Here is a 22,831-nt window from a genome sequence, read left to right as displayed (position 1 = left end):
CCTCGCAAAGTGGCAAGTAGAGAGTGAGTTTGGCCGTATAATCAGTACGTTATAATTTACAGCCTGGCAAATCGTAAAGTGTGGTAATCAGTACTGCCAAATAGGTACTGAGTTGTTGTTAGGCGCTTAAAGTAGTGACTTACATCCAACTCCTCAGTAACCCCTATACCACCATGTAACTGTATCGCCTCTTGGCCGATAAACCGCGCAGCTTTACCAATACGGCTTTTTGCAGCGGATATCGCCTTAGGCGCAACTCCGTTATTGCTATCAAGCTGTAGCGCAGCCATCAACAATATTGAGCGCGCTTGCTCATACTCAGTAAACATATCCACCATGCGGTGCTGTAGTGCCTGGAACTTGCCAATAGGAACACCAAACTGCTCGCGTGTCTTAGTATACTCAACTGTCTTCTTATAGATCCTTTCCATAGCTCCAACAGCTTCTGCACACAATGCCAACGTCGCTCTATCAACAGCCTTTTCTATAGCTCCTAAAGCCGCCCCCTCTTCCCCTATCAGATTAGCTATGGGTACTTTCACGTTATTGAATTTAATTTCGGCGGCACGGTGTGCATCCACAGTGGCATATCCATGCCGCTGAAGCCCTTCTGTATTAGGATCGACAAGTAGTAAGGTGATCCCCTCACGATCTCGCTGTGCTCCGCTCGTCCGCACAGCAACTAAGAATTTATCTGCTACGTCACCATTTAGAACAACAGCTTTATGTCCATTCAGGAGGTAATTGTCTCCATCCTTTGCCGCAGTCATGGCTATATCAGTAAGGTTATAGCGACTATGTGACTCAGTAAAAGCGAATGCCAATTGCAATTGGCCTTCCATTAACATTCCCAGGAGTTCTCGCTTTTGCACCTCACTAGCGCAGTCAGCGATAAGACCACCACTGAGAACAACACTGGCCAGGAAAGGCTCAACCACTAAACCTCGGCCGAACTCCTCCATAACCACCATCAAGTCTACGGCGGAGCCTCCTAGGCCTCCATCATCCTTTCCAAATGGCACCATTAACCAGCCGAGTTCCGCAAATAGCTTCCAATTTTCCTTACTGAAGCCAATATCGTTACTCACTATTTTACAACGACGGTCAAAGTCATAATCCTGCTGGATAAACTTACTCACACTGCTTTGCAGCATCCGCTGCTCTTCGCTGTAGGAAAAATCCATCGCTCAAGTCCTCTTTAGATGCTGCACTTACAGGCCAAGTACCCATTTGCTGATAATATTTTTCTGAATCTCATTACTTCCGCCATAAATTGAAGATTTACGGTTATTTAAGTAACGAGGCACACTGCTGGCAATAACACCGGGGCCCACCCATTCTCCGTCAAATCCGCTCCTAAACTGCTCTCTCACAAACGGCATTCCGTAGTAACCCGCCGTCTCCATATACAGTTCATCGATAAGTTGAGCGACTTCAGTTCCTTTGATTTTTAGGATGGAAGATTCCGCTCCTGGGGCACCACCTGTACTCACCGCCGCAAGCGTACGTAGTTCAGTAAACTCCAGGGCCAAGAGATCAATTTCAACTTCGGCCAGTTTTTGGGCAAAGGCCGGGTTCTCAAGCAGACTATTTTCTCCATCGCAGGTCTCTTTGGCTAAATCCTTTAACGTTTGTAAGCGTTTCTTGGATTTTGCCACCCGCGCAATACCGGTGCGTTCATGGGTTAACAAAACCTTGGCGTAAGTCCACCCTTGCCCCTCCTCGCCAATACGGTTTTCTACCGGCACCCTCACATTATCGAAATGGACTTCATTTACTTCATGGTGACCACCCAAGGTCATAATTGGCGATACCGTAATACCGGGGTGATTCATATCGATTAACAAGAAGCTGATAGCAGCCTGGTTCTTTACTTGAGGCCCACCAGTACGAACCAAACAAAATATCCAGTCTGCAAAGTGGCCCAAGGTATTCCAGGTCTTGGTGCCGTTGACAATATACTCATCGCCATCACGGACAGCTGTTGTTTTTAAGGAAGCTAAATCTGAGCCAGCATTTGGTTCCGAATAGCCCTGACACCACCAGACATTACTTGCCAGGATGTCAGGCAGAAATCGTTGCTTTTGTTCTTCACTACCGTAGGTAAAGATCACTGGAGCAACCATTTTTAAGCCGAAAGGAATCAACTCTGGTACACCATAGTTAGCACATTCATCTGCCCAAATGTGTTTCTGAGTAGGTGTCCAACCGGTACCTCCATATTCAACCGGCCAATTCGTAGCTGCCCACCCTTGCTCATAGAGTATTTTTTGCCAGCGAACAAAATCCTCTTTCTCCAGGGGGATTTCCTTCAGGGTTTTCTCTCTAATATCTTCAGGAAGTTTCTCTTGGAGAAACTGCTGTACCTCCTGCTGAAAAGCTAACTCTTCGGGAGAAAAATCTATATTCATTCGCCTGCTCCTTTATTAGTCGGCGCATTGAACAGCAGCTCCTACAAACTGCTTCTATCACAATCTTGCGCAGCAAAAATACGCAATCTTTTGAAAGATCCCCGGTACAGGCGGAACTAGTGTTTAACAGCTTCACCTCGACAAGTTACTTACTTGCCTTTGAATCGATACCACGATTTAAATTATTGGCGCAAAATGCATTTATCGGAAATAAAAATCCGAGCTTTTCTAGCGCCAATCAATTTTAGATAGGCACATAAATCAACAGCTCGAAAAATAAAACAGGAAAAACCTCAATAACATGGCGCTTCTTTGTTTTTTATAAGTTTTTTTGCGCCATTTTCCATTAAAAAATGCACTAGGCACTTCTTAATATGTAAAACACTAACACCTTATTCCGCAGAGTGGAATGCTGTATTCACTTTTGCTATGGTCGTCACCATAATAACCAAAGTGAGAGAAGCCCCCATGTCGATCACGCCCATTCAATCCTCCGATACAATGTTGCAGTCACTTGCTGAAATTCAGGAGTATGAAAAAGTCCCCCTTTCGCAGCGATACCCCTGGGAAAGCACTTTTGATTTAATCCGGCAATCTGCCCGCCTCTACCAACATGACTCGGCCATCGAATTCCTGCCAACGGCCGCACCTGACGAAGACACGGTTAAAGTAAGTTTCTCCGAGTTATCCCAGCGAGTGCACCAGACTGCCAATCTTCTTCACTCCATCGGTGTTGAGCCAACCGATACAGTGACTTTATTACTACCCAATTTGCCAGAAACCCATTTTGCACTTTGGGGAGGACAGGCAGCAGGTATTACCAGTCCTATTAATCCGTTGCTGGAACCCGAACATATAATCGAAATTATGAATACCACCAGGGCTAAAGTCCTGGTCACTCTTGGCCAAGATCTTAGCGAGGAAATATGGGATAAAGTAACGCAAATTCTCGAGCAAGTTCCCACATTAAAAACTCTGTTACTAATCAGTAAAAAGCCAATTAGCAATACTCCAGTTCCAGCGGGTATTCACGCAAATAATTTTGTCTCGGCTATATCCCAACAGCCGGACGATCATCTAAAGAGTGAACGTTATATCCAGGGGAATGAAACCGCTAGTTATTTCCACACCGGGGGCACTACTGGAAGACCTAAAATAGCCCGCTTAACTCACAGTAATATTGCCTTCGTCGCTCAATTAAGTGCTGATACGTCATCCAGTAAAGGGCGCTTCGCTACCCTGAGCGGACTTCCGCTGTTTCATATTTTCGGTACGGTTGTTGCGGGTATTGGCACCCTATTGGCCGGACGCACAATTGTTATCATGACACCCTCTGGTTTTCGCTCACCCAATGTCCTACCAAATTGGTGGCATCATGTTGCGCGTTTTCAGGTGAAGGGCTTTGCCGCCGTCCCCACCATCCTCGGTGTATTGATGCAAATTCCAGTGGGTGACAATGACATCAGCTGTCTGACAGACATTGGCTGTGGAGCCTCCACCCTGCCAACGGGGTTGAAGAATGCCTTTGAGGAGAAGTTCAACGTCCTTGTCAGTAATGGCTATGGCATGACGGAGTCCAGCTGCCTTTTAGCTCGCCCACCTACCGATATGCAAGCCCCTGAAGGCAGCGTCGGCCGGCGATTGCCTTATATGGAAATGAAAATTGCCGAAGTAGACGGTACCCGACTGGTTAGAACCTGCAATACAGGAGAGGTGGGCATAGTACTCGCGCGCGGGCCACATATTTTTTCTGGCTACTTATCAGAAGAGGATAATGCTAAAGCCTGGGTCGATAAGTCCTGGTTTAATACCGGCGATATGGGATATCTCGATGGAGATGGTAACCTGTTCTTAACCGGGCGGGCCAAGGATTTAATTATTCGCGGCGGCCACAATATAGATCCGGCTCTGATCGAAGAACCATTATCCCGTCACCCTGCGGTTGCTATTGCCGTTGCAGTGGGTCAACCAGATGCTTATGCCGGAGAAGTTCCAGTAGCTTACGTTACCCTGTTTCCATCCACTAACCCGCCCACAGAAGAACAACTCATTGACTATTGCCGCAGCCAAATTTCTGAACGCGCAGCCATTCCTAAACGCGTGGAAATTATTGATGAGATTCCACTCACTGCTGTAGCCAAAGTATTCAAACCAGCTCTGCGCAATCGCGCTACCGAATATGTCGTAGGCCAGGCATTAGAGGAAAAAAGTATTACCGCTAAGTTTTCCGCCCACTTCGATGCATCCCTTGGCCAGGTAGCAAAAGTTCAACTTGAACAAGCCTCCAGCAAAGCCGATGTAGAGGAAGCCCTGGAAAATTTACCCGTGGCTTTGGAGTTTGAATAAAAGAAATTACCGCATGACTCAATGCACTTAGAACTCCAATATCGGAAATTTCACTATGTCACATGCCTATATTTATGACGGCGGCCGCAGTGTTTTTGGCCGCCACGGGGGCAGCCTTTCCAGTATCCGGCCCGACAACCTGCTTGCCCATGTCATCAGGACCCTGACTGAAAGAAATAATTTTAACCCTCAACATTTTGAGGACGTTATTGCGGGCAATACCAATCAGGCGGGAGAAGACAGTCGCAACATTGCCCGATTTTCAGGCCTGCTAGCAGGATTGCCCATATCCACTGGCGGCATAACGGTAAATCGCCTTTGTGGTTCCGGCTTGTCCGCCATAGCAGATGCCGCTCGCTGCATTCGCGCCTCAGAAGGAGAGCTATTTATCGCGGGAGGTGTCGAATCAATGAGTCGCGCCCCCCTGGTTCTCTCCAAAGCCAACAGTGCTTTTGATCGCAATCAGGTATTGGCAGATACGACCCTTGGCCCCCGCTTCACCAACCCAGACATTGTTGCCGAGTATGGAAGCCATAGCATGCCTCAGACCGCAGACAATATTGCATCAGACCTGAATATTTGCCGGGAAGAGTGCGATACATTTGCATTGGCATCACAAGCCAAATACGAGTCGGCGCGTACCGATGGCTTCTTTGTCGATGAAATTATTCCCATCGAAGTACCCCAAGGCCGCAAGAAGCCAGCGCTTCTCATCGATACAGATGAACATCCTCGCCCCAATACAACATTGGAGCGACTTCAAGCCCTACCCGCACTTTTCGAAGATGGAGTGGTTACTGCCGGCAACGCTTCCGGCATCAACGATGGTGCGGCGGCACTCATTATTGGTAGCGCCGAAGCTGGCCAAGCAGCAGATCTAAAGCCTAGGGCACGTATTCTCGCCAGCGCCATTGCAGGAGTAGAGCCGCGGGTAATGGGGTTGGGCCCGGTACCGGCTACCCGTAAAGCCCTTGCCCGGGCGGGCTTGGAGCTTGGGGATATGGATGTAATGGAGTTCAACGAAGCTTTTGCGGTACAGGCTATGGGCTGCCTCAAAATGCTCGAAATTGATTATGCGGACCCACGGGTAAATCCCAACGGTGGTGCCATCGCCGTTGGTCACCCCCTGGGGGCCAGTGGTGCCCGTATTTTGCTGACAGCATTGCGCCAGCTGGAAAGTACGGGTGGGCGCTATGCACTAGCCACCATGTGTATCGGGATTGGCCAGGGCATCGCTGTAATCATAGAACGCATTTAAACCTGATTAGATGTAAATAAAACCGAGACCGAACAGTTGTCACTTAAGATCTGGAGATAGCAATGTCTAGTGTAAGTTATGAACTCATTGGCGATATCGGTGTAATTCGATTGAACAATCCCCCTGTGAACGCCCTTTCTCAGGGCTTGCGTGAGGGCATTTGGGGAGCGATTAAGAACGCTCAAGGCGATGCATCAAAAGCCCTAGTGCTAGTGTGCGAAGGCCGAACTTTTATCGCTGGTGCGGACATTACGGAATTTGGCAAGCCACCACAGGCACCCGCCCTATCAGAAGTGATTGCGGAAATAGAAAACTCCTGTAAACCAGTAATCGCCGCCATTCACGGCACGGCACTCGGTGGTGGATTCGAAGTCGCGCTAGCCTGCCATTACCGCTGTGCAATAGCATCGGCCAAAGTGGGGCTTCCAGAAGTCAAACTGGGATTACTGCCAGGGGCCGGTGGCACCCAGCGCACCCCACGCTTGGCTGGTGTTGCCGCTGCACTGGAATTAATCACAAAAGGCAGTCCAATACCGGCCTCTAAAGCCAAAAGTATGAAGTTAATAGACCGGGCTATCGATGATGACTTGTTAGAGGGAGCCCTCGCCTTTACCCGTGAATTGATAACAAATGAAGCTCCTCTGCGCCGAGTCAGAGACATCGTAATAGATCCTGACAGCATTCCTGAAGGGTTATTTGATGATTTCCGCAAGCGCCTTGAAAAGAGATCACGAGGTCAGCTTGCACCGCAACATATTGTTACCTGTATAGAGGCCGCAGTTCACCAGCCTTTTGATCAAGGACTTGCTAAAGAGCTCGACCTGTTTATCGAATGCCTGCTCTCCAGTCAATCGGCCGCACTCAGGCATTTGTTTTTTGCCGAGCGCACTGCAACCAAAGTCACAGGTTTACCAAAAGACCTACCCACCAGGGAGATAAAGAGCGTGGGCATTATCGGTGGAGGCACTATGGGCGGAGGCATCGCCATGAACTTTGCCAATGTCGGTATTCCAGTCAAGCTGGTAGAAATCGATCAAACTGCGATAAATCGAGGGCTAGCAGTGATCGACAAGAATTACACCATCAGCATGCAGAAAGGGAAACTCACAGAAGGTCAAAAAACTCATTGTCTCTCGTTGATTTCCGGCACAACTGACTACGCAGACCTAGCTGACGTAGACCTGGTCATTGAGGCCGTATTTGAAAATATGGAGCTCAAACAGGAAATTTTTGCCAAATTGGATCACTCTTGCAAACCCGATACCATCCTTGCAACCAACACTTCCTACCAGGATATTGATCAAATCGCAGCTGCAACTAACAGGCCTCAAGACGTTATAGGGATGCATTTTTTCAGCCCTGCCAATGTAATGAAACTACTCGAGGTGGTTCGCGGCTCGCAAAGTGCTGACGATGTAATTGCCACTGCCATGCAACTCGCTAAAACGATCAAGAAAGTACCCGTACTAGCGATAAACTGTTACGGCTTTATTGGCAACCGTATGTTGCACCCCTATGGCAGAGAGTCGCAGCTGTGTTTAATCGAGGGCTCAACCCCGGAGCAGATTGATTCGGTTATGCAGTCTTGGGGGATGGCTATGGGCCCTATGGCTGTTGGAGATCTAGCAGGACTGGATATCGGCTACAAGGCGCGCCAGGGCCTGAGCGAATCAGGAAGAGGAGATCCAAAAACCTACTGTATTGCAGATGCCCTGGTTGAAATGGGCCGTTTGGGCCAGAAAAGTGGAGCCGGCTACTATCGCTACGATCCCGAAACTCGCGCTCGCAGCAGCGACCCGGAAGTGCTGGAAGTCATTGAGGCCCAAGCTAAACGCCAAGGGGTTGTACGGAGGGAAATCTCCGACGAGGAGATTCTAAACCGCCTAACTTTCGCGCTGATTAATGAAGGAGCCAAAATCCTGGAGGAAGGCATAGCCCAACGTCCGAGCGATATAGACGTTGTATATGTTTACGGTTATGGCTTTCCGCCCCATCGTGGAGGACCTATGCACTATGCCGACAGTATCGGCTTGAAGGAAATCTATGAAAAAATATGTACTTTCCGCCAGCAGCATGGAGATACCTACTGGACACCAGCCCCTTTACTGGAACGGCTAGCCCAAGAGGGAAAAACATTTGCGCAATGGGCTGATGGCAAAATCTAAGCTTGTGAACTATAGGGGAAGCCAGTATGACTACTGGCTTCCCACTTTACCCGCTTGTAACCAAATAAAGAAGTTGTGTCACCATGAGTAGGCCTGATGCCTTAGTCGAAGTACAAACCCCACCAAGTCAGCCACTCCGCACGGATATCCAAAACTGGAAGGGCATTGGTTTTGCATTGGCTACCGCGCTGGTAGCAAGTACAGCGGCCGCAGCCAGCAAATGGGTGTCTATCGCTGTCCCCGTGCCATTAATTACGCTCAGCCAATACAGTATCTGCCTGATACTGCTAACCCCATGGCTAGTGCGACAAACACCTCGACACCTTACCACCCAACACTGGAGAACCCACCTGATACGCGGTTTTGCAGGGTGGTTATGCTTTTTCACATATTTTTCTGCCCTAAGCAAAATTTCACTAATGGAAGCGGGGTTATTGCGTAATGCAGCTCCCATTTTTGTTCCCCTTATTGCCTGGCTTTGGGCTCGAGCACAGATCCCCATAACTCACTGGCTACCAATCTTACTGGGCTTAATGGGGATCACCTTGATTCTTCAACCCAACGTAGACGGTATTAGTAGCGGCCATGCCTTCGGCCTGATTTCTGGGCTTACCCTGGCTGCCTCTATGGTCGGAACACGAATTTTGTCCCGTACCGACCGGCCCAGCCTTATATTGTTTTACTACGTATTAATCTCGTTCGCGTGCAGCCTGCCCCTGGGTATCTATTATTGGGAACCAATACCTTTATGGACACTCCCCTATCTTATTTTTAACGGCGTCTCAGTACTCTTGGCTATCTGGCTCTACACCAAAGCATATAGCTATGCAAAACCCAGTGTGGTGTCGCCAATCAGTTACTTTGGTGTGGTTATTGCCGGACTTCTAGGTTGGCTCATTTGGCAGCACTTACCTAACACTATTGCACTTGTGGGGACGCTGATTGTTATCAGTGCAGGATTGCTCACAGTCTACCTATCAACTCAGAAAACAGATTGTAACGGCCCATCATAAACTTACTTTCTAAGGTGAAATTGGATGAATTGGCAGAACAAGAAACAACCCCCGTTCAATGACCATCTAGGTGTAACCATAGATAATTGGCAGGAAGGCCATGTTGCAATCAGCGTGGAAATACAACCGGAACACCTGAATACCCTCGGTGTGCCCCACGGTGGTTTTATTACAACATTAATCGATATCGCTGGCTCTTACTGCGGCCTCTACTGCCCCCACCCCAACCGCCGTCGTAGAGCCCTTACACTGTCTTTAACAGCAAATTTCACCGGTCAGGCAAAGACTAATCAACTCACTGCGATAGGTAAGCTAACGAGTACTGGACGAAAGATATTCTATTCATATACAGAGGTATACGACAGTGAAGGGACTTTAATTGCTACCGGCCAAATGACTATGCGCTATCGTAGTGGCAGTGAAACTTTAGAAGGAGAGTGTATTTCGGATGACCTTAAAGAAGCAGTTGAAGGAAATAAAATTTAGCAGAGAGCTACAGATAATTCTCAGCAATAAAGAGTAAGTATAACGATAGTAAATTACCATTACTTTGACTCTTACTCCTGTAATTAACAGATTTATCATATAACAAGATCAATACCCAGCCTGGGATTAATCCTCAAGCCACTCCCCTACTATTATCAAAGTTCATTTATAGGTATTGTATGAACATACTTTCAGTGTGCTTGAAATTTCCATCTGTGAGAAATTAGATCAGAGCTGGCATAACCAACCTTGAATCCAATAATCTGAATTCATATGCAGACAGTCAGCCTTGTCACCAAAAAATAAATTTTGGATGGTGGTTGCAATCCAGATGATAAAGGCCCAAGTGACTGGCTGCACTTAATTTAAGTGTACAAATACAAGGCAATTGTGTAATTAAGAGAGCCTTATTAGCATGCTAAATATAGCTTTTAATTATAGGGGAGCCACAATTAATAACTTTTTTGTATATTGGTATAGACTTCCCATACCGTAAGCTAAGACTTTCGAAAATCCACTACTTAATACAAATATACTTCTAACTTGCAAAGTTAGTTATAAAATAATTGAAAATCCGAGAAATTAGAATAACCATCCTAAAAACACAAAAAGTCAGTATTGGCAGATAATAAACAATAATTATGGGTTTCAGGTTATAACTTTTTTTAATTAATTTTCAATTATATATACCTGTCATAACTTGCGTATTAAATTAGGCGTGATGTTACATATGCATATTGATTTCCCTATTAATTAAAGGCACGATAATCCACAAAAAAGAGGTGCAGCAGATGGCTATGGAAAATCTTGAACAATGGACTAACTTTTGGTTACAAGGCTTCCCCACCTCCTTTGCACAGGTACTTCCTGATAGTTATATCGGCGCAACTGGGAATTACTGGAGATCAGCAGTCTCTTCACTAAACCCTGGCGACAAAGTGTTGGATATTGCGTGCGGGAATGGCGCAGTTGCACTATTGATAGCTGATGAAGCTTTAAAAAATGGGAAAGAATTAGAGATTCATGCAGCAGATGCCGCTCAAATTCAACCTCTATCAACAAATAAAAATCCCAAGCAGCTTAAAGCACTTAAAAAATTAAGGTTCCATTCAAAAACACCATCAGAGAACATAAGTTCTATCGGGAAAAATTTTAACTTAATAACATCTCAATTTGGGTTCGAATACAGCAACACAGGAAAAACTGCTGAAAATATATACCTCACCTTGGATTCAGGAGGAATATTTAAAGCAATCTGCCATAAAACCAACTCTAAGCCATATTCAGATTGCACTGATGAAGTAGCGGCTTATGAATTGAGTAAAAATAAATTAGACATTCCACATAAAATAAAATCGCTTCTATCAGAATTTGAAAATACGCAAACCTCTCACCAGTTAGAATTAAACCTAAAACGGGTAGAAACACAAAGAAAACTAGGTGTATTAATCAGTTCCATTGAATCACTAATCGCCACTCATCCTCGTGCCGCCATTACAGCATTTATACGGAATTCTACCGAAGCTTTTTTGCAAAGAAAATTATTATCCGGCAAGGAAACAAAAAGTCAGTTTGTAGACTTTCTCGAAACGGAACTAAAACATGCAGGCAGGCGATCAAAGGACCAACTGAACGCAGCCTTAAGCAAAGAAGATATTGAGAAGCTACTTTCAAAATTTTCAGATTTAGGTATGAAAACTATAACGCTCGAAGAGTTTTATGAGGAAGAACTATGCACAGGTTGGCGCATAGAGATTCAAAAGCCATAAATCAAAAATACTCTTTCAAATCTGGCCAGAGGGCAGTGACTAATTTTTAGAAATTGCTCTTCCAGACCAACTTTAATTAACAAGATCACCTCCCAGATACTTTTTGCAGTCTCAGATTTTGCTTATCATTAGCTTTTACTCGTAATATGTTACTTTAACAGGTGCAATCTCTGCTATAAGAGGTAAGCCTACGGTCCAGATTTTTCTAAATCTCACTATTACCTCGTAAATCTCAAATAGAAATTAGCACCGCTATAACCTTTACAAAATAACCTTAAAGACACTTTTTTAAGTGCTATTTATCTACCAACACCTATCTCTCTTATATGCTTTAGCTAGCGCACCCTGAGGAAGCCCCTATAATTCCACTCCAATTTAGCAGAGCTAACTGCATCTCGATCAGTCAAGATCAGCAACATCTACAGAACGCAAATACTGTAGAATGATAACACCTAATCATTCACGATACTTGCCATGCGACCAGCATTTTAGCTGAATGGATCTTAAATTTCAGATTTACACTCATATAAATAAGCAAGCACTATTGCCTCATGAAAATTGATCAATCTAAATAAAGGCTATTTCAGCTTATATTTCAACACTCATTAGTAAACAGCCGCCATCATATGAAAGTAATTTGTGGCACTCCAATTTAATATTTTTAACCACATTAAAACCTTGTTTTTCGTAAAAATTGACGGCTCGAGTATTATCAGCAAATACAATAAGACTAAGTTTACTATAACCTTCACTACTTGCTTTTTCTTTTGTATGCTTCAGCAACGAACTTCCAATCCCAAATCCTCTGTGCGATTCATCAACGCATATAGCATCAAGGAAGTAGCTTTCTGCAACTCTGCTAGAGTAAAAATCATGGAATCTTTCTAAACGATCCGCAGGTAAAAAGCTTCTTAAATCATCAGTTATACAGTGGAAATGTGCAGGATATGACAGTGCCACCCCGATAACATTTTGACCGAGCTCGGCAACAATAGAACTACGAAAAGTATACGGATAAACATCCTTCTCCAATCCATCACAAAGCAGCTTTAAAGGCGATTGACCGGGGATTAAATCATGGAAAAGATACTCAACAGCACCATCGGAAGCTATGTAATCAAGTTCTGCTATACGATGACAATCAGCTTTAGTACCCTGTCTATATTTTATACTCATTATTCATATCCTGAATAAGACTAGTTACCCTACTCAACTCAACCTCACAATTAACCTAAGTTCCTTTGACTATCACATCAAACAACGGGGTCATAAGTAACGCCCCTGACGGACTCAAGTGGTGACTATCGCTAAAGTATGAAACCTCGCCATCAGAAAATTGGCAGGTATCTTCTGGGCATAGAATCAGGTGAGGTAACATCAGCTGATCACCCAATCTACTATCTAGATAGTTAACAATATCGAGATAATCTTTATTAAATTGATCAATTCCCACAAAGAAGTGCTCTGGATTATAGACCCCCATAGCTAACTTTCGGCTCTGAATAGATGGAAAATTATAGCCAGGTATTTGAATCGGCCCTAATACATAGACTATCTTGCCGGCCTTCTCCAATCGGCTGGCCAGGCTAATCGTAGCCTCAGCCAAAGTTTGCCTGACCTTTCTGCTGATGACGATACCTTCAGAGCTAATATATCTTTTGAAGTGCCAACTTTGTGCGATAACTACCCTCTGTATTCCTTCAGTAGAAACAATAGCTTCAAAGTTCTTTTTTGCTTTTCTCAAACAATCTTGACTGAGATTGACTTTAAGTGTTGGCAAACAGTTATTTAAAGGGATAATAAGACCTTTCTCACCGACACTATTTAATGCATTAACATACGCCGGGCCATACATTTGCGCATGAGAATTACCCAACAGTACTGTTGAATAGGGCCGCTTATTATCACCTGCAACCAAACAAGCTCTAGAGGCACCAAACGGGAAGTATTCTCTAACCCCGCAACGAAAATTGGAACTTATCGACTCTGAAAAATTGTTTGCCAGTGGAGGATGGCGCTTTGGAAATCCATTAAAACTATAAATTAGTGCAATCGACACGAAGATCAAAATATACAACAGGCCAATAAATTGCATAGAAAATTTATCAGAATATTTTTTGCGAAATGGGATTTCAACAAACCTCCAAGTCAAAAATGAGGCAAGGCATGTAAATAGAAACCCAGACATCAAAACATAATTACTAGGTGGATCCACAGAAACGTATTTGATGAAAGAGACAACTGGCCAATGCCACAAGTACAAGGAAAATGAAATAAGGCCTATAAATCGAACCAATGGCCAGGTTAAAATCCAATATAGCAGGCTTCCCGAACTAATGGACTGATATAATATTAATCCTGCTCCTGCCGTTACCAAAACAGCTGGAATAATTGAGCTTCCGAGATATAAATACCCGATCATGATCATCCCAAAACCCAGGTAAGAAAACAGCATATGTGTGTTTTTATCTGGCTGGGCTCTTCGAGAAGCTAAAAGAGCAGCTAAAACCCCTACTGCCAACTCCCAGATGCGCGTAGGAGTCAGAAAAAAAGCAGGATTTTCACCTCCGATAGAAACAATGAATATATTTAGACCAACAGAAACCAATATCACTAAGCAAGCTAAAACTATATAAAAAAGCTTATTTTTGGACAACCTGGTTAGCAGCAATAGTAAGCAAGGAAAAACTAGATAAAATTGCTCCTCGACGCTCAGGGACCAAGAATGTAACAAAGGTTTCAGTTCATCACTAGCTCCAAAATAACCACCTGAGCGCCAGAAGTAAATATTAGAAACAAAAAGCAAGCTTGTTAATAAACTAGCAGACAAATTTATTAGATCTGAAGATATAAAAAAAATAAGGCCAGAAATAAGCACAAAAGAGAATACTACCAATACAGCTGGCAGAATTCTCCTAATCCGACGAATGTAAAATCGGACTAAATTAAAACTCCCTTCATCAACATCTCTTATTATCAGCTGAGTAATCAAATACCCTGAGATCACAAAGAAAAGATCCACCCCTAAATAACCCAAAGGCAATAAATCTGGGTAATAGTGAAATAAAACTACGGGAGCAACAGCAAAGAATCTTAATCCGTCAATTTCTTTTCTATATCCAAACATTAGCAGAGCATTCTTACCTAGAATAAGTAAGCATATAAAAATAATAAGCTAGTTAACCCTATCAAAGGTAGATGAAATAAAAACACATCGACAACCAACTAATTTTTACATACCAAACAGACAACGATTAGCACCAAAAAAAATACAAGATTTACTCAATAAAGTATACCTAGCGTCAGCCAATAAACAACTGGCTCCAGATACCATAACAGCATCATCAATATTTCAAAGGTGACTCATTTAATACTATCTCGCAACCAACCCCCATATGCAAACTAAAAACCTGGCACTCAGGCTGATCCTTGGGATTTACTTAAGGCAACAACCCTATTAATCATCGTTAATAATTTTTCCACTCCAGTAAGATACCCTGAATCGATCTAGGAGCTAAAGCACATCCAACCACTAATTTGTTTGATGCTCCCCCCTGGTATCAGGCATTTCAGAGTGCCACCCAAAGCAAAAGCCTTTGTCGGCCAGCCAGCCTCAACAAAAGGGCAAAAAGGAAAAATTGTTGTTGATTAAAATGACAATCATGCAAAGAAAAGATTACAACCTGTTGCAAGATAGGTAAATCCTTGTAATATCAAATAAATACATAGCAGGATTATTTTCGCAATATTCATTATGTATCAATTTACTTACGAACCAACGCCCAAGAATGTCCTACTGGACCTTATGGGTGTAAATAAACGACATGAGCTTTCAACCAGCCAGCTGGGTTTCATATCTGATGCATTTAATATTTCTATCAATAATCTTCGGGTAACATTGAATAGATTGGCCTGCGCCAAACTGATTACTCACGATGGTCGAGGCTTGTACCACTTAACGAAAAAGGCCCTTGCAAAACGTGCTTTTATCGACCGCTGGCAACAAAATAGCTTCCATTATAATAATTGGAATCATAGTTGGCTCACCTGCCACCTTCCGAAAGGGGTGACACGTACTATTCGAAAAAAATCATTGTTAGTTCTTGAATGGTACGGATTTGCTCCAGGCCTCGACCACCTATGGGTACGCCCTAACAATTTAAAACATAGTCAAACTGAAATAATCACAGCACTGGCGGCACTTGGCCTAGAAGAAAATGCACACTGCTTTGTAATACAAGAAGCTCCAGCCTCACTGGTGAGCCAATGGAATGGCCAGTTATGGGATATTGATCGGCTTGATAGCGAATATGATGCACTTATACAGTCTCTTGAAGACAGCCTCAGATCTCTTGCCTCGAAACCAATTAACGCAACTCTGTGTGAAACTTGTCGCCTCGGCGGGGAGGCTATTCACCGCTTAGCAATAGATCCTCTATTACCAAAGGTGATAAGGCCAAAAGAGAAGTATCAATTACTAAAGAATATCGTACGGAAGTACGATCGCGCGGGTCGTAACATTTGGCTGGAACAATTGAAGAAGTTAGGTATTGACTAATAATCACGACAGGGTGCCTCTCAATGAATATTCCCATTAGTAAAGAAGAGCTCAAGCCGTTCCTACAACGAAGCGATGCCAAAGCCTGGTGGATAGTAGTGAGCGCATGGCTCGGTATAGTGGGTATTTTTGTTCTTTCAGCACTACTACCACATTGGTCAACATATATTGTTGCAATATTCTTGCTTGCAGGTCGACAACAAGCTTTAGCTGCAATTATGCACGAAGCTGGCCACAAAACACTTTTTGCTACCCGAGCTTATAATAATTTTGCTTCCAAGTGGCTATCTTCACCATTTTTGTTAATGGATGGTGACACATATATTAAGTGTCACTTAAAGCACCACCGGAAGGCCGGGACAGATGAAGACCCAGACCTAAAGAACTATAAAGATTACCCTATAACTAAGAAGAGCCTGGCAAGGAAATTCACTAGGGATTTTTTGGGGATTACAGGTTTAAAAGCAAATCTGTATCTATTCTTGAGCGGTCGGGATTTATTAAGCCGACAAAAAAGAGTTAATTATCAGCTAGCACGTGGCATTTTTGTCAACGCTATTATGCTGGCTGTATTGTGGGCCACCGGATTTCCTGAGCTATATATTTTATGGGTAATAGCCTATCTCACAGTATATATGGCCATTTTAAGAATGCGGCAAATCGCCGAGCATGCCGGTGTCAAAGACCTCTACCATTTGGAACCAAAATATAATACACGCTCAGTTCCACGAGGCATTTTAGGTTTGTTATTCGTCAGCCCTACGGAGGGCCTGAGTTATCACTGTGAGCATCATGCATTTATGGCAGTCCCAACTTACAACCTGCGATCATTACACAAATTTCTGAAAACTCGCGGCTACTATGATGATGTGGAAATGGCTGATAACTACCTAGGCGTCTTGAAGCAGGTGTTACGGTAGCATGTAGGCATTAAATCTTATTTGACTTCAACACTCTTCAGGGTATGCATCATGTCTGAAATGATTGACATCCTTTACCGAGTCTCCATTTTTTATTATGTTATCAACAACACAATAGACACTCTACTCAGAGGGCAGTGAAGAGCAAAGCAGATTGTCAATTACTATTACACTTTAATCATAATCATCTTTCATGATGCAAAGTAAATCGATAATCATAAAAAGCTAAATCTGGATCATAATCAAAAACTCACTGCTCGAGTCGCCTTTTCTCTCAGCAGACAAATACTTTTCTATAGATCTCCAGAACTAATATTATTACTTAAAGCACAAATAATTTTACTCCATCTTAATTTCGTTATAAATAACCGATACTTCTATTGCCCCTCTTCTTGCAGCTCCCACCAACAATCGATTAAAATTTAATATGGGCACAGAAATATTTTAGCTATTAACAGTATTTTTGTATACCCAAGAATGACAGTATCGGAACAATTATTTTTTAAAGTATGCTACTGATTAAAGCGTAAAGACACCACAAACCAACCCATCCATAATTAATTGGTTTGTTTTATTTATATTTTTACTCGTAGAGCACTACAAGGAAAACCTCATACCCCTTATCTTTTCTGGGTAAACCTGACTTTCTATCAGTCATTTGGCAACCAAAATTCCAAGCTGCTCACGACCATGAGATTTTGCACATTATAATTCAACCTCAGCTACATATTTCTCCACTCAACAACGTACACTCCTATATTTCTCAGAAAGCCTACATTTAAATCCAGCTAGTACGAACCTTACATAAAAAACCACTCAGCACATTTAACGTAACATAGCACCACCCCCAAGCGCCATTAAACTTAACTTCAACAATCCAGCGCATTACACCCATACTTAATGGCCTGATATCAAATACCATCTACATCCTGTAAAAATTTGAGTCACACAATCCACAATGAGCACCTATTCACTATATTAATATATTGTCGCTCCGTAAACCTTAATATGTAAAGTAAACTATTGAGCAGAAACATCCAAAGACACGCACTCCATTTATACCTCTCACAATGCAGAGAAAAATATGCGCCATGAAGCAATTTCTAGCACACAAATAAACATAGAGTATCTCCTGGCATTTGTTGCAGGCTTTGCAGAAGCTGTCTGCATTTTGGGTTTATTCGGGAGTTTTACAACCTTTATCACAGGCACAATTGTCCTCGCCATTACTGATTTTGCGAGCAACAACCCAAACTACATCACAAAATCTTTTATTCTTTTCTCCTTTATCCTTCTTCAAGTTTTCTGGATTTATCTCATTAGAAAACTGCATTTACAAAAAACAAATACCGCAACCATCATGCTCTTTATAGAGACTGGACTCATGCTTCTATTCTTTCTTATCGGCAGTTACATAGGAAAACTTTCATCTCCTTATGCCGCAAATACCTTTATCATTTCTTTTTTCGCAATTGCTACTATGTCACTTCACAGTACAATATTCTTCAGGGTGCTTAACAAAAGGGCTCCTACACACTTTATGACAGGAAATTCTACCAATCTTTTCGCTGCTGCTTTTGAAATGCTAGATAATTTCCGTGCAGATAAGAACATCAGTGATCTACCCTACCCTCAGGCTTCTGCTAAAGCCAAATATTATTTTGGGGTAATTTTTGGATTTATAATTGGTGTTGTTCTTGGCACTATTGGATATAAGATTTGGGGTTTCCCTTCTCTTGCACTACCGGTAGTAATGACATTATTCACAGCCCTGTCAACTCAACAGCATGGCGCCCCTCCCACAGCTAACTCTTAATGTTGCTGATTTACCCTAATATTCACTAACACAAGAAATTATGGACCTGAAAATCAAGCTTACTTGGTGATATCAAACAAAGGGTTAGAATTTATCTCTTAGCCAGTATGGCCACGGTTACGCAAACGACTGCTAACGATTGTATTTTAGCCTTGACTGGAAGTATACCCCTCAGAGGGCATGTTTATTTTGACTTGAATAAACACTTCAGAAATCCTGGAATGAATTTCATTGAAAAGCAGAAAATTTATCAAATAACAGCTGAACTAAAAAGACATAGGGTCGGTCCAAACACAAATTCAATCACCGCATATCATTCTGTTGTGACAACTCGGAAAGTCCGTTTTAAACGCTAATCCTTCAGTACAATCCTTTATCAGAGACAATCAATTGAACAGAAACACCACGAAAGCCATCTACTTTGCTACTCAAAAAAACAGAGTTTATTGCTATCCAAGTCCCTAACATATGCAGAAAAATATGACCCCCTTTTATTTGGCTCACCTTCGCCGGTACCACCAAGTTCAATAGCTTTTTTATAAAGTCTTTCCACCTCACCAATAGATTCAACTTTAAACCCGACCATCGTACCATTTCCATTGCTTGCTTTTTCTCCATCAAACGGTTCAGCCACGGAAAAAGTAAACTCCTCACACCGCCAAAAAGTCATTCTTTCATCGGCAAACAATTGAGTAAATCCTGTTCCATCAAAAAGTGAATCATAAAATTTTACTGACGCTTTCCTATTATTGGTGCCGACAACAAAATAGTTCATTTTCATTGGATTAATCTCTTATCTAAAAAAACTAAGTAGCCATCCATAACTTCATTTGCTCTAAGTAGATAATCGCCTCATAATGAAATATGCGCATAAAGAAAATCTTCATCAAGCACTGTGGTCTAGACTAATACCTCCCTCGGCACATATTACACTTGATGGAAGTGATGCTCACCAGTATTAGGTATATTCTGCGTAAGTTTTAATAAACAATAAAGATCCGACACCGATTATCGCATATCTCCTCATTGAATAGGGATTCTCCATTCACCACTACCGCTGGTAACTGCTCAGGTGGGACCTTGTTCCAACAATTTCTGTTGCGGTACTTTGAGCACAATACCCCATGTTGTTCCAATAGAGGTTGGAGAGCCCCCCTGTTTAGAAAATTCTCTGGTCTGTGTGTTTTTGTAATAACACAAAGCTTCTACACATGCGATAAGGTCTATTTACTAAGGAGCCCCACTTAATTGCAGAACACCCACCCTACAATTCTCGCCACCCTGGCTATTCGGATGAGCAAGTAGCACCCCGCGTCACTAATCTTACCCAAACGGGGCTACCTCAACTGCTATTGAAGTGCCAAACTGTCATGGGGTGAATGCAAATGAACATCCCAAAAGTAGGCCAAATATTTGGTTGCAAATGAAACCCTAGCCCTATTCTTAACAGCACAGTAGGATAAGTCCTCCGCCTGCAGGTGCAGTGCGGCAGTAAGGAATAGAGTAACCAGTAGACGCCATGACCACACAGCAGTTCGACGACTTAAATGTTGTCTCCCAGGAAGTACTGATCAGCCCGGAGATGCTGAAAGCAGAACTCCCCATTAGCGATGCCGCTGAGACGACAGTCGCCAAAGGACGCGCCGCCGTGCGCGACATCCTAGATCGCAAAGACCACCGCCTGATGGTGGTTATTGGTCCTTGCTCCGTTCACGATGTGGACGCTGCAATGGATTATGCCAAGCGCTTAAGGGCAATAGCAGACAAGGTATCCGATACCCTGCTGATTGTAATGCGTGTCTATTTTGAGAAGCCCCGCACCACAGTTGGCTGGAAGGGGCTGATCAACGATCCTCACTTGAACGACTCATTCAAGATAGAGGAAGGACTGCATATCGGCCGCAAGCTACTGCTGGATGTCGCCGAGCTGGGGCTACCCACTGCGACAGAAGCGCTGGACCCGATCTCTCCCCAGTACCTGCAAGACCTGATCTCATGGTCTGCCATTGGTGCACGGACTACAGAGTCACAAACTCACCGGGAAATGGCCAGCGGGCTCTCCTCTGCCGTGGGCTTTAAAAACGGTACCGACGGCGGCCTGGAAGTGGCGATTAATGCCCTGCAGTCCGTTGCCAATCCCCACCGGTTCCTGGGTATTAACAAGCGCGGCCAGGTCGCAATTATCCACACCGCCGGCAATCCATACGGTCACGTTGTACTTCGCGGGGGAAATGACAAGCCCAATTACGACTCGGTGAGCGTCGCTATGTGCGAGCAGGAGCTGCGCAAATCCAATATCGTGCCAAACATAATGGTTGACTGCAGCCATGCCAACTCCAACAAGAATCACGAGTTACAGCCCCTGGTAGTCGACAACGTGACCCACCAAATTCTCGACGGCAACCATTCCATTATTGGCATTATGGTGGAAAGTAACCTTAAGGCCGGCAACCAGAAAATCTTGCCGAACCGCAGCGATATGGAGTACGGAGTTTCCGTTACGGATAAATGTATCGATTGGGAAACTACCGAGTCTCTGCTGCTGGGTATGGCCGAACAATTACGCGAGCCTCTAAAGTCACGCGCCTCTTAACCTGCTCCTTTGAGAGGCCCATGAGGGGCCTCTTTCCCTCCAACCAGATACCAGACTCAATTTCAGTACCCTACAAATTAAGCTACCCACTTGATAACGCCCCTATAAAAAGAGTACTTTTGCCGTGCTGTAAGGCACAGCCGTCATATATATTCTTCAATCAAAAAAATAAGAATATGCGGCTTGGAAATCGAGGCCGAAATCTGGCGTCTAATCTTGCACCTAGGGGAAACCAGGAAAGCAGCAAACATGGAACTGCAGTCCAATAAAATACCAATCTATATTTTTGGCGGGTTCATTCTGACCTGGCTCCTTGTCAGCCTGAGCTTTGCTCTCGATGGAGGCTCCGCAATCTCCTGGGGTGCTACCATTCTCTGCGCCCTACTTGCGGCAATCACATTTTCTTTTAAAACAACACATTACATCGATGGTGACGCTAAAAGCTATACCTCCAAACGACAAGCCCTGTGGCATAGCTGGACAGAGACGCAATCTCTGGCAATTTTCAAGGGAGTGAAGATTATCTCTTACTCACCTCACTCTTCTGACCGTAAAAGTAACCAACCAAACTGGCAGGTTATGTTAATTTTCCGCCATAGTAGCGTTAGCGAAGGAATCCAAGCACAGACCTTCTCCTCCAAAGAGGATGCTGTAGCTTATGCAAATGAACTCGCACTCTTTACTGCCCTTCCCTTACTGGACTAAAGGTCTCACAGTGCGAGCTTCCCCTGCTCAACGAGTGGGAATATAAGCATTCCCACCCTATCCTCGATTGATCTTACTATTGTTCATCAAACCTATCGGGACTCGCAGATACATCTCTCTTCGACCCGATAGCCCAATTTCAGGAAGCTGAGGAGCCTTAAGATGGACCCAATTCAATGGGAAATGTCTAGCTCTACTATTGTTCGCAAATTGGATGAAGATGCACACCAAGTAACCTTTGCACCACCACACCTCGATAAGGTGAAACAGGGCCAGCTACTGAAGTTTCACGCCCATATTAATGTCGAGCAAATGCACGAGGGGCATCATCTAAAAAAAGCCACCATATTCTCCAACGTTCCTAATGGCGGAACCTGGGAGCTTATCTGTGATGAAGGCACAGCAGTCGGCGGTAGAGGCAGCGCTCCATCTCCAATTATGTACTTCTCTGCAGGACTAGCCCTTTGCCTGATGTCTCACATCGAAATGCTGGCTAAACTTGGCGAGATCAAATTAAAAAGCGTAAGGCTAGAGCAAAAGACTGAGTTCTCAACCACTTTGAATTTTGGGGGTATCAAACCGGAAGAAGTCTTCGGCAAGGGTGACAGAGTGGAAATGCATTTGATTGTTGAAAGCGATGAGCCAGAAGAAAAACTTGTCAAATTTATGCATTGTTGCCGGCAAGCCTGTATGTCACTTCAAACCGTTTCTAATGCTACACCCGTTGATACCCAGCTGTTTATCAATAGTAAAGCGATTGAATTCAATTAAATACCCTATTAGCGCTTATT

At 43.8% G+C, this 22,831-nt stretch carries 17 protein-coding genes; 12 read left to right on the top strand and 5 right to left on the bottom strand.

What is annotated here, in order from left to right; all coding sequences use genetic code 11:
- Positions 1-56 precede the first annotated feature (56 nt).
- On the bottom strand, positions 57-1,184 hold the full coding sequence (locus BTJ40_RS10015) for an acyl-CoA dehydrogenase family protein (protein ID WP_108732959.1): 1,128 nt from the start codon (positions 1,182-1,184) through the stop codon (positions 57-59).
- Between the two features lie 27 nt (positions 1,185-1,211).
- Positions 1,212-2,411 (bottom strand): acyl-CoA dehydrogenase family protein, encoded by a 1,200-nt coding sequence (locus tag BTJ40_RS10010; protein ID WP_108732958.1) that lies wholly within the window; start codon positions 2,409-2,411, stop codon positions 1,212-1,214.
- Between the two features lie 468 nt (positions 2,412-2,879).
- On the opposite strand from BTJ40_RS10010, the gene BTJ40_RS10005 reads away from it, so the two are divergent.
- The 6 genes from BTJ40_RS10005 (at position 2,880) to BTJ40_RS09980 (ending at position 11,448) form a co-directional block, all read left to right on the top strand.
- Positions 2,880-4,757 carry an acyl-CoA synthetase gene (locus BTJ40_RS10005; protein WP_157953991.1) on the top strand — a complete coding sequence of 626 codons (1,878 nt, stop codon included), beginning with the start codon at positions 2,880-2,882 and terminating at the stop codon, positions 4,755-4,757.
- Positions 4,758-4,812: 55 nt separating this feature from the next.
- Positions 4,813-6,015, top strand: coding sequence for a 3-oxoadipyl-CoA thiolase (locus BTJ40_RS10000; protein WP_108732956.1), 1,203 nt, complete (start codon positions 4,813-4,815; stop codon positions 6,013-6,015).
- A 62-nt stretch (positions 6,016-6,077) separates the two neighbouring features.
- Positions 6,078-8,180 carry a 3-hydroxyacyl-CoA dehydrogenase NAD-binding domain-containing protein gene (locus tag BTJ40_RS09995; protein ID WP_108732955.1) on the top strand — a complete coding sequence of 701 codons (2,103 nt, stop codon included), beginning with the start codon at positions 6,078-6,080 and terminating at the stop codon, positions 8,178-8,180.
- A gap of 83 nt (positions 8,181-8,263) precedes the next feature.
- Positions 8,264-9,193 (top strand): DMT family transporter, encoded by a 930-nt coding sequence (locus BTJ40_RS09990; RefSeq protein WP_108732954.1) that lies wholly within the window; start codon positions 8,264-8,266, stop codon positions 9,191-9,193.
- 24 nt (positions 9,194-9,217) lie between these two features.
- A complete protein-coding gene (locus BTJ40_RS09985; protein ID WP_108732953.1) occupies positions 9,218-9,679 on the top strand; it encodes a PaaI family thioesterase in 462 nt (153 codons plus the stop codon).
- Between the two features lie 797 nt (positions 9,680-10,476).
- Entirely contained in the window at positions 10,477-11,448 is a 972-nt protein-coding gene (locus tag BTJ40_RS09980) for a class I SAM-dependent methyltransferase (protein ID WP_157953990.1), read from the top strand.
- A 588-nt stretch (positions 11,449-12,036) separates the two neighbouring features.
- Here BTJ40_RS09980 and BTJ40_RS09975 read toward each other — a convergent pair.
- The gene (locus tag BTJ40_RS09975) at positions 12,037-12,624 is read right to left on the bottom strand and encodes a GNAT family N-acetyltransferase (RefSeq protein ID WP_108732951.1); all 588 of its coding nucleotides are present in this window, start codon (positions 12,622-12,624) and stop codon (positions 12,037-12,039) included.
- A gap of 55 nt (positions 12,625-12,679) precedes the next feature.
- On the bottom strand, positions 12,680-14,575 hold the full coding sequence (locus BTJ40_RS09970; RefSeq protein ID WP_108732950.1) for an acyltransferase family protein: 1,896 nt from the start codon (positions 14,573-14,575) through the stop codon (positions 12,680-12,682).
- 627 nt (positions 14,576-15,202) lie between these two features.
- On the opposite strand from BTJ40_RS09970, the gene BTJ40_RS09965 reads away from it, so the two are divergent.
- From BTJ40_RS09965 to BTJ40_RS09955, 3 genes are all read left to right on the top strand, one after another.
- Entirely contained in the window at positions 15,203-16,006 is an 804-nt protein-coding gene (locus BTJ40_RS09965; protein ID WP_108732949.1) for a hypothetical protein, read from the top strand.
- A gap of 23 nt (positions 16,007-16,029) precedes the next feature.
- Positions 16,030-16,926: a fatty acid desaturase family protein gene (locus BTJ40_RS09960; protein ID WP_108732948.1), complete on the top strand. Its 897-nt coding sequence runs from the start codon at positions 16,030-16,032 to the stop codon at positions 16,924-16,926.
- 1,084 nt (positions 16,927-18,010) lie between these two features.
- A complete protein-coding gene (locus BTJ40_RS09955) occupies positions 18,011-18,742 on the top strand; it encodes a YoaK family protein (RefSeq protein WP_108732947.1) in 732 nt (243 codons plus the stop codon).
- A gap of 424 nt (positions 18,743-19,166) precedes the next feature.
- On the opposite strand, the gene BTJ40_RS09950 is transcribed toward BTJ40_RS09955, so the two are convergent.
- Positions 19,167-19,523, bottom strand: coding sequence for a VOC family protein (locus tag BTJ40_RS09950; protein ID WP_108732946.1), 357 nt, complete (start codon positions 19,521-19,523; stop codon positions 19,167-19,169).
- 738 nt (positions 19,524-20,261) lie between these two features.
- On the opposite strand from BTJ40_RS09950, the gene BTJ40_RS09945 reads away from it, so the two are divergent.
- The 3 genes from BTJ40_RS09945 (at position 20,262) to BTJ40_RS09935 (ending at position 22,811) form a co-directional block, all read left to right on the top strand.
- Positions 20,262-21,335 carry a 3-deoxy-7-phosphoheptulonate synthase gene (locus BTJ40_RS09945; RefSeq protein ID WP_108732945.1) on the top strand — a complete coding sequence of 358 codons (1,074 nt, stop codon included), beginning with the start codon at positions 20,262-20,264 and terminating at the stop codon, positions 21,333-21,335.
- Positions 21,336-21,518: 183 nt separating this feature from the next.
- Positions 21,519-22,040 carry a hypothetical protein gene (locus tag BTJ40_RS09940; RefSeq protein WP_108732944.1) on the top strand — a complete coding sequence of 174 codons (522 nt, stop codon included), beginning with the start codon at positions 21,519-21,521 and terminating at the stop codon, positions 22,038-22,040.
- A 162-nt stretch (positions 22,041-22,202) separates the two neighbouring features.
- Positions 22,203-22,811 carry an OsmC family protein gene (locus BTJ40_RS09935; protein ID WP_108732943.1) on the top strand — a complete coding sequence of 203 codons (609 nt, stop codon included), beginning with the start codon at positions 22,203-22,205 and terminating at the stop codon, positions 22,809-22,811.
- Positions 22,812-22,831 lie beyond the last annotated feature (20 nt).

It is taken from the genome of Microbulbifer sp. A4B17 (assembly GCF_003076275.1).
Taxonomy (GTDB): Bacteria; Pseudomonadota; Gammaproteobacteria; order Pseudomonadales; family Cellvibrionaceae; genus Microbulbifer.
The sequence above is the reverse complement of the archived record's forward strand: the minus strand, read 5'-3'. Positions and strand labels throughout refer to the sequence as shown.

What these genes read in the sequence shown, in the direction of transcription:
- BTJ40_RS09935 (WP_108732943.1), top strand. Translation starts at nt 22,203, where the DNA reads ATGGACCCAATTCAATGGGAAATGTCTAGCTCTACTATTGTTCGCAAA.
- BTJ40_RS10005 (WP_157953991.1), top strand. Translation starts at nt 2,880, where the DNA reads ATGTCGATCACGCCCATTCAATCCTCCGATACAATGTTGCAGTCACTT.
- BTJ40_RS10000 (WP_108732956.1), top strand. Translation starts at nt 4,813, where the DNA reads ATGTCACATGCCTATATTTATGACGGCGGCCGCAGTGTTTTTGGCCGC.
- BTJ40_RS10015 (WP_108732959.1), bottom strand. Translation starts at nt 1,184, where the DNA reads ATGGATTTTTCCTACAGCGAAGAGCAGCGGATGCTGCAAAGCAGTGTG.
- BTJ40_RS10010 (WP_108732958.1), bottom strand. Translation starts at nt 2,411, where the DNA reads ATGAATATAGATTTTTCTCCCGAAGAGTTAGCTTTTCAGCAGGAGGTA.
- BTJ40_RS09990 (WP_108732954.1), top strand. Translation starts at nt 8,264, where the DNA reads ATGAGTAGGCCTGATGCCTTAGTCGAAGTACAAACCCCACCAAGTCAG.
- BTJ40_RS09975 (WP_108732951.1), bottom strand. Translation starts at nt 12,624, where the DNA reads ATGAGTATAAAATATAGACAGGGTACTAAAGCTGATTGTCATCGTATA.
- BTJ40_RS09955 (WP_108732947.1), top strand. Translation starts at nt 18,011, where the DNA reads ATGCGCCATGAAGCAATTTCTAGCACACAAATAAACATAGAGTATCTC.
- BTJ40_RS09995 (WP_108732955.1), top strand. Translation starts at nt 6,078, where the DNA reads ATGTCTAGTGTAAGTTATGAACTCATTGGCGATATCGGTGTAATTCGA.
- BTJ40_RS09980 (WP_157953990.1), top strand. Translation starts at nt 10,477, where the DNA reads ATGGAAAATCTTGAACAATGGACTAACTTTTGGTTACAAGGCTTCCCC.
- BTJ40_RS09985 (WP_108732953.1), top strand. Translation starts at nt 9,218, where the DNA reads ATGAATTGGCAGAACAAGAAACAACCCCCGTTCAATGACCATCTAGGT.
- BTJ40_RS09970 (WP_108732950.1), bottom strand. Translation starts at nt 14,575, where the DNA reads ATGTTTGGATATAGAAAAGAAATTGACGGATTAAGATTCTTTGCTGTT.
- BTJ40_RS09950 (WP_108732946.1), bottom strand. Translation starts at nt 19,523, where the DNA reads ATGAAAATGAACTATTTTGTTGTCGGCACCAATAATAGGAAAGCGTCA.
- BTJ40_RS09965 (WP_108732949.1), top strand. Translation starts at nt 15,203, where the DNA reads ATGTATCAATTTACTTACGAACCAACGCCCAAGAATGTCCTACTGGAC.
- BTJ40_RS09960 (WP_108732948.1), top strand. Translation starts at nt 16,030, where the DNA reads ATGAATATTCCCATTAGTAAAGAAGAGCTCAAGCCGTTCCTACAACGA.
- BTJ40_RS09945 (WP_108732945.1), top strand. Translation starts at nt 20,262, where the DNA reads ATGACCACACAGCAGTTCGACGACTTAAATGTTGTCTCCCAGGAAGTA.